Annotated in this window: 8 protein-coding genes; 4 read left to right on the plus strand and 4 right to left on the minus strand. The window is 63.9% G+C overall.

The window, feature by feature from the left end:
- Window positions 1-64: 64 nt before the first annotated feature.
- Window positions 65-934, minus strand: a complete 870-nt coding sequence (locus BLP95_RS16635) for a glycosyl transferase (protein ID WP_143004399.1) — start codon at window positions 932-934, stop codon at window positions 65-67.
- A 910-nt stretch (window positions 935-1,844) separates the two neighbouring features.
- Between BLP95_RS16635 and BLP95_RS05010 the strand changes: the two genes are divergently transcribed.
- On the plus strand, window positions 1,845-3,524 hold the full coding sequence (locus BLP95_RS05010; protein WP_089677312.1) for a sulfatase-like hydrolase/transferase: 1,680 nt from the start codon (window positions 1,845-1,847) through the stop codon (window positions 3,522-3,524).
- Between the two features lie 6 nt (window positions 3,525-3,530).
- On the opposite strand, the gene waaF is transcribed toward BLP95_RS05010, so the two are convergent.
- Window positions 3,531-4,577: a lipopolysaccharide heptosyltransferase II gene (waaF, locus tag BLP95_RS05015; protein WP_089677313.1), complete on the minus strand. Its 1,047-nt coding sequence runs from the start codon at window positions 4,575-4,577 to the stop codon at window positions 3,531-3,533.
- Window positions 4,570-5,526, minus strand: a complete 957-nt coding sequence (rfaD, locus tag BLP95_RS05020; protein ID WP_023004793.1) for an ADP-glyceromanno-heptose 6-epimerase — start codon at window positions 5,524-5,526, stop codon at window positions 4,570-4,572. Before rfaD ends, waaF begins: the two co-directional genes overlap by 8 nt.
- A 98-nt stretch (window positions 5,527-5,624) precedes the next feature.
- Between rfaD and glyQ the strand changes: the two genes are divergently transcribed.
- The 3 genes from glyQ (at window position 5,625) to gmhB (ending at window position 9,554) form a co-directional block, all read left to right on the plus strand.
- Complete coding sequence (gene glyQ, locus BLP95_RS05025) at window positions 5,625-6,614, plus strand: glycine--tRNA ligase subunit alpha (RefSeq protein ID WP_089677314.1); 990 nt, start codon at window positions 5,625-5,627, stop codon at window positions 6,612-6,614.
- Between the two features lie 2 nt (window positions 6,615-6,616).
- The gene (gene glyS, locus BLP95_RS05030; protein ID WP_089677315.1) at window positions 6,617-8,683 is read left to right on the plus strand and encodes a glycine--tRNA ligase subunit beta; all 2,067 of its coding nucleotides are present in this window, start codon (window positions 6,617-6,619) and stop codon (window positions 8,681-8,683) included.
- 295 nt (window positions 8,684-8,978) lie between these two features.
- Entirely contained in the window at window positions 8,979-9,554 is a 576-nt protein-coding gene (gene gmhB / locus BLP95_RS05035) for a D-glycero-beta-D-manno-heptose 1,7-bisphosphate 7-phosphatase (protein WP_089677316.1), read from the plus strand.
- Window positions 9,555-9,772: 218 nt separating this feature from the next.
- On the opposite strand, the gene BLP95_RS05040 is transcribed toward gmhB, so the two are convergent.
- Window positions 9,773-10,030 (minus strand): group II intron maturase-specific domain-containing protein (locus tag BLP95_RS05040; RefSeq protein WP_281187370.1); only part of this gene is annotated, 258 nt, incomplete at its 5' end.

Here is a 10,030-nt window from a genome sequence, read left to right on the forward strand (position 1 = left end):
CCTAGCGATAAATAGAGAATAATATTTACAGCTCGCTTTACCATCCGGGATTCTGAGGAACCTATTAAATCTCAATATTGTAATACTTTATTACATTATCTATCTGCTTGTCGTTATAACCTTTATTTACATTTATTTTATTAAGCCCGGCTTCGGAAGAGGCATTTGGAAGCTCCACAAAGTCCTTAAAGTCTCTCCCTTGCACATTTATAATTTCCGTCTTATTCATTTTTGCCATAAAATACATCCAAACATCATCTGCATAAGGACAAATTTTAGTAAATATTTCTTTTTTTGTCACATCTCCATATAAAGAATTTGGAGGATAAAGGGTCCCCGCCCCCCCTGTGAGAAAAATATTCCCATTATTCTCCTTCGTCTCTCTCTTCCACTCTTTATATGGCCTCATTTTTCCTTTACTAAACGTGATCTCATGAGCCCTGTGCCCTACTATTGCACTGGGGCACTCTTTATGTTTGTTGACTAAGATTTCTATTGTATCTCTAGGATAGAGAATATCATCATCTAACGTGATAATAATGCTATCAGGAAATTCTAGAAGCGCGGGGACTATCTTTTTATAGCTTCTTATATCTTCACAAAACCTTATTTCAAGGCCAAAATCAATTCTCTCAGTTATTGAGATTGGCAAGTTACCAAACTCACCTTCCGCCAGCCATAAAACAACTCTATTCGGCAAGACTGTCTGCTGGGAAATAGATTCAAGAACCAAGTAGACATCATGAATTCTTTTAGAGTATGTAGTCAAGCTTACCACTATTTCTTTGTCAACAACACGCTCTTCTTGTGTTAGGCGCTTAAGATCTCGTGCATCTACCTGACACTGTCTCTTAGCAATTTCTCTCTCTACGAGGAGCCTCATCCTCTCAATATCTTTCTTCCTTCTTTTTCTGAAGAACATTTTTTCACCCATGATAATTTATCTAGAATATGATTTTAATTACCACATCAACTCGACCATCAAAATATTCAATCCCTCTATTTTTTCTTTCTGTAAAATGAAAATAATTTGTAATTTTTGTGGAGTCACGACTCTCTGCTCCGCCTATTATTTCAACAGTTCGACACCCACTTTTATTTGGCTCTTCGCAGACTGACATAAAGACAAAGAATTCTTAGGGGGAATCAAGATGGAGAAACGGCGGTAAATCCGCGTCAGCTGATGCTCATCACAAACGCCTGCTCACGGATACCGCCATTACCATGGATGCTACCCCACTCTACCTGGTCTGGAAAGGTTTCAGCGTCGCTCACCATATGTTTCTGGCTAAGCAAATACTACGCCTTACGCAGTCCCCTGATGACCGGCCCCTTCCGTCTACAGCGGCTGTGACCACGCCTGCTTCCTCATGCATAGCGTGTATCTCCGCCGTATCCGGGAGGCCCTGCACCCAACGCCGAGGTGGCTTACGACCACTACCATGTGCTGGCCAAGTGCGGATGTGAGGTGATGGACCGGGTGCACGTCAACCAGGCCAATCAACTGCGCAACGGCAAGGCCCCCCGCAAGGTGGTCAAGGGCTAGTCGCTGGCTGTTGCTGCGCAACTAGGACAATCCCAAGCCTGAGCAGGCAGTGAAACTGGAGCCCTGCCTGGATGGCACCTCTCCAGCGCTCGCCCCCGACCGAATACCAGCGTGCTGGAGGGCATGAAAACCGGATCAAGGCCATTAACATGGGGTCTTGCCATCGCCTTCTCCAACACCAATGGCGTATTCTGGAAGTACATGAAGGCATATGCTCTCCACCAAGCTCCCTGACTGCATTAGAAATTGCAGTTGGGATGGCCTCGGCCTCTATCTCATTTTACTATTGCAGACATCCATGATACTCCCCTCCCGTCCAGACCGGCTCAAACACCCCCGCTGGTGGGCCCTGCTCGTGATCGGGCTCTGTCTCGGCTATGCCATCGTCACCGTGGCGGTACTGCCAGCGTGGAGCCTGGTGCTCATCGTCGGCGCCTGGCTGGGCCTGGGTTGGCTGCTGCGCTGGGGCAAGCCGGCGAACCCCAGGCCGCCAGTTAGAGTCTGGCCCTGGTCGCTGGTGCCTCTCTGCCTGTGGGGCGTCTACGTCTATCTGGCCGAGAGCTTCGGCATCGTCGAGATCGGGGCGATCTTCTTCCACCTGCAGGCGGGCATCTCCGACCATGGCGGCAGCGGCCGCCTGCTGGCCGCGGCGCTCTATACCCTGACGATGCTGGCGCTGCTGGCCGCCTTCACCTGGCTGGCGCGCCGCGACCATCGCTGGCGCCTCGCGGATCGGCTGCTGGCACTGGTGCTGATCGCCAGCAACCCGCTGTTCTACAGCATGGGGCAGCGCAGCGCTGCCATCGTCACCGACGACGGGGCCTGGCTGGACCGTCGCTATGCGGCGCCCGTGATCCAGCAGGCGCCCCGGGAGCCGCCGAACCTGCTGCTGCTCTACCTGGAGAGCATCGAGCGCACCTACGCCGACCGTGAACGCTTCGGCGACGCCTATGCCTTCCTGGAGGCCCTGGGGCGCCGCGGCCACGTCTTCGAGGGGGTTCGCCAGCTGGAGAACACCGGCTGGACCATGGCCGGCATGATCGCCAGCCAATGCGGCACCCCGCTGATGCCGGCGGGCCTGCTCCACGACAACCAGTTCGAGCCACTGGGGCGCGTGGTGCCGGGGATCCGCTGCCTGGGCGACGTGCTGGCGGCCCAGGGCTATCGCCTCAGCTTCCTGGGCGGCGCCAGCACCGACTTCGCCGGCAAGGGGATCTTCTACCGGGACCATGGCTTCGACCGGATCCTGGGCCGGGCGGAACTCGAGCCCCGCCTGGAGGACCCGGAGTACCTCAACGACTGGGGGCTCTTCGACGACAGCCTCTACGACTTTACCGTCGAGGAGATCCGCCGCCTGGAGGAGGAGGGCGAGGAGCCCTGGGGGGTGGTCAACCTCAGCCTCACCGGCCATGCCCCCAACGGCTACCCGGCCGAGGCCTGCCTGGAGCGCCAGGGCGAGTTCGATGGCGAGGATATCCTCTACTCGGTGGAGTGCTCGGCCTGGCTCGCCTTCGACCTGATCGACCGTCTCGAGCGCGAGGGGCTGCTGGAGAACACCCTGGTGGTGATCGCCAGCGACCACCTGACCATGCGGGTCTCCGCCTGGGAGCAGCTGATCGCCGGCGAGCGGGATAACACCTTCATGCTGCTGGGCGAAGGCATCGAGGAGGGCCAGCGCACCCGGCGGCAGGCTGCCACCATCGACCTGTTCCCGACCCTGCTCGAGGCGATGGGCTTCACCCTCGAGGAGGGACGGGCCGGGCTGGGGGTCTCGCTGCTGGGCGAGGCACCTACCCTGGTGGAACAACATGGCCTGACCGACCTGGCGGCACGCATGCATGAGGAGACGGGGCTGCAGCAGCGGCTGTGGGAGGGGCTGGTGCCGAAAGGCCGCCGTGAGGAGGCCGCCGGGGCGCCGACACAGGTAGTGGAGACCCCGGAGGACAGCGCCGACGAGGCGCGCCCGGTCATGCAGTGAGCGGCGTCAGGCCGAAGCGATGGTATCCCGCGCCTCGAGGATGGCCCGGTGCAGCCGCGCCGGCGCCATTTCCGTGAGGCAGCGGGTATGGCCCAGGGGACAGCTGCGCTGGAAGCAGGGCGAACACTCCACGGCCAGGTAGTGGATCTGGGCATTGTCGCTCAGCGGCGGCGTGTAGGCCGGCGAGGAGGAGCCGTAGATCGCCTGCACCCGGGTGCCCACCGCCGCCGCCACGTGCATCAAGCCGGAGTCGTTGGTCACCACCTGCTGGCAATCCGCCAGCAGGTCCACGGCGTCGGCCAGGCGTGTCTTGCCGCACAGGTTGTGGACGCCGGAAAGCCCCGCGGCGATGGTGTCGCCCGCCTCGGCATCCTTGGGGCCTCCCAGCACCCTCACCTCGAAGCCATCGGCCACCAGGGCAGCGGCCAGGGCGTGGAAATGTTCCAGCGGCCATTGCTTGGCGGGGCCGTACTCGGCCCCGGGCATCATGCCGATGGCCGGGCCCGGGGAGAGGCCCAGCCGCTCACGCAGCTCGGCCTGGTTGTCGGCATCCACCTCGAGCCTGGGCTGGGGAATCGCGAAGTGCCCCGTGGCCGCCTCATCGGCGGGCAACCCCAGGGAGACGAAACGCTTCACCGTCTGGTCCAGCACGCCCTTGTCGAGGCGGCGCCGCTCGTTGAGCAGCGCATAGCGCTGTTCGCCGTGGAAGCCGACCCGGTGCGGGATTCCCGCCAGGAAGGGCACCAGCGCCGACTTCCAGGAGCGCGGCAGGACGATGGCGCGGTCGAAGCGGCCGCGCAGCGAGCGGGCCACGGCGCGCCGCGTCGCCCAGCCGAACTGGCCGTGCTTGACGTCCAGGGCGATCGCCTCATCCACCTCCGGCATGCGCTCGAGGATCGGCAGCGACCAGCCGGGCGCCAGCACCGCCAGGGAGCAACCGGGATGGCGCGCCTTGAGCGTCAGCAGCAGGCTCTGGGCCATCACCATGTCGCCGACCCAGGAGGGGCCGACCACCAGGATGCGCTGGCCCGTTGGGGCCCCTGCCTCAGCCATTCAGCCACTCCAGGTAGTCGCGCACACCCTCGGCGACGGTGCGGAACTCGCGGTCGTAGCCCGCCTCGCGCAGGCGCGAGATGTCGGCCCGGGTATAGCTCTGGTAGCGGCCCTTGAGCTCCTCGGGGAAGTCGATGTACTCGATGGCGCCGCGGCCGTAGTAGTCGATCACCGCCTCGCCGATCGCCTTGAAGGGCTCGGCGCGGCCGCTGCCCAGGTTGAAGATGCCCGAAGCCTCGGGATGGTCGAGGAACCACAGGTTGACGTCCACCACGTCGCCCACGTAGACGAAGTCGCGGCTCTGCATGCCCGCCTCATAGCCGTCCCAGGCGCCGAACAGCCGCACGTCCTGGCCGGCGCTGATCTGGGTATGGTGGTGGAAGGCGACACTGGCCATCTTGCCCTTGTGCTGCTCGCGGGGGCCGTAGACGTTGAAGTAGCGGAACCCCACCACCTGGCTCGAGAACTCATCCCAGCGGGCACGCACGTACTGGTCAAACAGCAGCTTGGAGTAGCCGTAGACGTTGAGCGGTTTCTCGTGCTCGGGCGCCTCCACGAACACCTCGCTGCCGCCGTAGGTGGCCGCCGAGGAGGCGTAGAGGAAAGGGATGCCCCGCCGCTGGCAGAAATGCAGCAGCACCTTGGAGTACTCGAAGTTGTTGTCGAGCATGAAGCGGCCGTCCCACTCGGTGGTGTCCGAGCAGGCCCCCTCGTGGAAGATCGCCTCGATCTCGGGCAGCTGGGCGGGCTCGCCGCGCAGTTCCGCCTCCACCCGACGGCGGAAGTCGGCCTTGTCCAGGTAGTCACCGAGGGTGCAGTCGGCCAGGTTGACGAACTTGGTGCCATCCACCAGGTCGTCGACGACCATCACGTCCCGGTGGCCGCGCTGGTTGAGGGCCTTGACCAGATTCGAGCCGATGAAGCCGGCCCCGCCTGTCACTACGATCATGGGAGATTCCTCTGTCTCGGGGCGTGCGCCTATAACCGATCTTCCGGTGATTGTATACTTGACGCCCTGTGAATTCATGGCCAACGGTGCTTTCTCCAATGACTCTCTCGGCAACCCCGTCGAGCGCCGACGCGATACCGCAGTCGACCTCGACTCCCGACGTCTCGACCTTTCAGGGGCTGATCCTGGCCCTGCAGCAGTACTGGGCCGAACAGGGCTGCGTGGTGCTGCAGCCGCTGGACATGGAGGTCGGCGCCGGCACCTTCCATCCGGCCACCTTCCTGCGCTCCATCGGTCCCGAGACCTGGAACTCCGCCTACGTGCAGCCCTCCCGCCGGCCCACCGACGGCCGCTACGGCGAGAACCCTAACCGCCTGCAGCACTACTACCAGTTCCAGGTGGTGATGAAGCCCTCTCCCGCCAACTTCCAGGAGCTCTACCTGGGCTCGCTCCGTCACCTCGGCCTGGATCCGCTCGTCCACGACATCCGCTTCGTCGAGGACAACTGGGAGTCCCCCACCCTGGGTGCCTGGGGGCTGGGATGGGAGATCTGGCTCAACGGCATGGAGGTGACACAGTTCACCTACTTCCAGCAGGCCGGGGGTATCGAGTGCTACCCGGTCACCGGCGAGCTGACCTACGGCCTCGAGCGCATCGCCATGTACCTGCAGGACGTGGACAGCGTCTATGACCTGGTGTGGACCATCGCCCCCGACGGCTCCAGGGTCACCTACGGTGACGTCTACCTGCAGAACGAGCGCGAACAGTCCGCCTACAACTTCGAGCATGCCGACGTGGACTTCCTGTTCGGCGCCTTCGACCAGCAGGAGCGCGACTGCGCGCGGCTGCTCGCGGCCAACCTGCCGCTGCCGGCCTACGAGCAGGTGCTCAAGGCCTCCCACACTTTCAACCTGCTCGACGCCCGCCACGCCATCTCGGTCACCGAGCGTCAGCGCTATATCCTGCGCGTGCGCACCATGGCCCGGGACGTGGCCCACGCCTATTACGACTCCCGCAAGGCCGCCGGCTTCCCGTTGGCCCCCGAGGCCCTGCGGAAGGAACTGCTTGCCGACGAGGGAGACGCTTGAGCATGGCTGCCAATACCCTACTGGTCGAACTGGGCGTCGAGGAGCTTCCCCCCGCCGCCATCGATACCCTCTCCGACGCCCTCGCCGATGGCCTGCGTCGCGGCCTGGACGAGGCCGAGGTCACCCATGGCGCGGTGCGTGCCTACGCCACGCCGCGCCGCCTGGCGGTGCGCATCGAGGCACTGGCCGACAAGCAGCCCGACCGCGAGGTGGAGAAGCGCGGTCCCGCCCTGGCGGCGGCCTTCAAGGAAGGCCAGCCGACCAGGGCCGCCGAGGGCTTCGCCCGCTCCTGCGGGGTCGGCGTGGAGGACCTGATCCACCTGGAGACCGACAAGGGCACCTGGCTGGGCTATCGCGAGCAGCAGCAGGGTGAGGCTACCGCCGCCCTGCTGCCCGGCATCCTGCACAAGGCGATCGCCGGCCTGCCGGTGCCCAAGAACATGCGCTGGGGTGCCTCGCGGGTCGAGTTCTCGCGCCCCGCCCACTGGCTGGTGGTGCTGCATGGTGACCAGGTGATCGAGGCCGAGGCGCTGGGCCTCACCTCCGGGCGAACCACCTATGGGCATCGCTTCCACGCCCCGGCGGCCATCGAGCTGGCCCATGCCGATGACTACCTCGACGCCCTGGAACAGGCCTGGGTGCTGGCCGACCGCGACAGGCGCCGCGAGCGTATCCGCGAGCAGGTGCTGGCCGAGGCCGAGGTGCAGGAGGCCGAGGCCGTCATCGACGAGGAACTGCTCGTGGAGGTCAGCGGCCTGGTGGAGTGGCCCGTCGCCCTCACCGGCAGCTTCGACGAGCGCTTCCTCGAGGTGCCCGCCGAGTGCCTGATCTCCTCCATGAAGGCCAACCAGAAATACTTCCACCTGCTGGGCGACGACGGCCGCCTGCGGCCGCTGTTCATCACCATCGCCAACATCGACAGCGCCGAGCCCCAGCGGGTCATCGAGGGCAACGAGAAGGTGATCCGTCCGCGCCTCGCCGATGCCGCCTTCTTCTACGACACCGACCGCAAGCGCAGCCTGGCCTCGCGCAGCGAAGAGCTCGCCGGCGTGGTGTTCCAGAAGCAGCTCGGCACCCTGGCCGACAAGGCCCACCGCAGCGCCGCCGTCGCCGCCTTCATCGCCGGCCAGATCGGTGGCGAGGTGGGCCACGCCCGGCGTGCCGCGGAACTGGCCAAGTGCGACCTGGTCACCGAGATGGTCCTCGAGTTCCCCGAGCTCCAGGGCACCATGGGGCGTTACTACGCCACCCAGGATGGCGAGCCCGCCGAGGTCGCCCAGGCCATGGAGGAGCAGTACCTGCCACGCTTCGCCGGTGATGCCATCCCCCGCAGCGCCACCGGCCAGGCCCTGGCGCTGGCAGATCGCCTCGATACCCTGACCGGCATCTTCGGCATCGGCCAGCGCCCCACCGGCACCAAGGATCCCTTCGCCCTGCGTCGGGCCGCCATCGGCGTGCTCAACATCCTGATCAAGGGCGAGCGTGACCTGGACCTGCGCGAGCTGCTGGAGCTGGCCGCGGCCCAGCACCAGGAGCTACCCTACGCCGAGAGCCTGGTGGAGGAGGTCCTGACCTACATGCTTGACCGCTTCCGTGCCTGGGGGCAGGACGAGGGCATCTCCGCCGAGGCCTATCTGGCAGTCCGTTCGCGCCCGGTCACCCGGCCGCTGGACTTCGCCCGCCGCCTGCGTGCCGTGCAGGCCTTCGCCGGGCGCGAGGAAGCCGCCGCCCTGGCCGCCGCCAACAAGCGGGTCTCCAACATCCTCGCCAAGCAGGCCGACGAGATCGGCAGCGCCGTCGACGCCACGCTGCTGCAGGAAGGCGCCGAGCAGGCACTGCATGACGCCTTGAAGGCGCAGCGCGAGGTGGTCACGCCGCTGTTCGCCCAGGCGCGCTACCAGGAGGCCCTGGATGCCCTGGCCGCGCTGCGCGAGCCGGTGGATACCTTCTTCGACGAGGTCATGGTGATGGCCGACGACGCGGCCGTGCGCAGCAACCGCCTGGCGCTGCTGGCCGAGCTTCGCGCCCTCTTCCTCGAGGTCGCCGATATCGCCCAGCTGCCCCAGTAACACCCGGGCACTATACCCGAGGTCGGCAGCCACCGCTGCCGGCCTTTTTCATGCCTGTGGGATGTTCCACATGAAACAGCCACCTATTGCGCCTGGCCTCAGCCCGAAGCTGAAGCGATGTTTCACGTGGAACACTCGAGGCTCAGCCCCGGGGTATTCAACCGCATACCCGCAGGGACTGCTGCGGCTTGCTCCTCATTCGTTACTTCTCTCCCTACTTCTCCCCCTGCCCTTGGCAGACGATGTTCCACGTGAAACACTGCCTTCCCGACACGACCCAGGAGAGCACAGCACGATGCCTTCCCCCTCCCCCGAGCGGCTGGTGATCCTCGACCGCGACGGCGTGATCAACCAGGATTCCGACGCCTACGTGAAGTCGCTGGCCGAGTGGCTCCCCTACCCCGGCGCCATCGACGCCATCGCCCGCCTGAGCCGAGCCGGGTGGACGGTCGCCATCGCCACCAACCAGTCCGGTATCGCCAGAGGCTACTACGACGAGGCGACCCTGGCCGCTATGCATGACGAGCTTAACCGGCTTGTTACCGAGGCGGGCGGTGAGATCGCCCATATCGCCTTCTGTCCCCACGGACCCGACGACGGCTGCGCCTGCCGCAAGCCACTGCCGGGCTTGCTGGAAGAGATCCGTACCGCCCTTGGCATGACCAGCCTGGCGGGAAGCTGGATGGTGGGGGACAGCCTGCGCGACCTTCAGGCGGGGGACGCCATGGGCTGCCGGCCAGTGCTGCTGCGCAGCGGAAAGGGAGAGAGGACACTGGCCAAGCACCCCGAGCTGATGGCGAAAGGCAGCGAAACACGGGTCTTCCCCGACCTGGCCGACTTCGTCGACTGGCTGCTGGCACGCCAGGGGTAGCGACCCAAGGCCCAAGGCCCAAAACCCAAGGCCCAAAACCCAAGGCCCAAAACCCAAGGCCCAAAACCCAAGGAGCAAGGAGCAAGGAGCAAGGAGCAAGGAGCAGCAAGATACCCTGGACGACGAGCCGGTAATCGAGTAGGAGGGGGAGTCGCCTCCCCCGTCCTCTCACACCACCGGGCATACGGTTCCGTACCACGGCGGTTCACGAAGAACGACTAAGCCCTCTTGACCGTATCGAGTACCGAGATCAGACCCTGCTGCTCGAACCATTTCCGTGGCAAGGCCTGATTCATGTGCGAGGCACCGGTGTTCCACCAGGGGCCTCGCCCGTTTCCCGCTGACTTCCACGCCCGATGGTCGTCCAGACCCAGCGCCAGGAGCTTGCGGCGCCGGGTCCGCGGGCGTTTCCATTGCCGCCAGATCACGCAACGCAGCCGGCGACGTATCCAACCATCCAGTGCTTCCAGCGGGCG

This window comes from Halomonas shengliensis, assembly GCF_900104135.1.
Taxonomy (GTDB): Bacteria; Pseudomonadota; Gammaproteobacteria; order Pseudomonadales; family Halomonadaceae; genus Halomonas; species Halomonas shengliensis.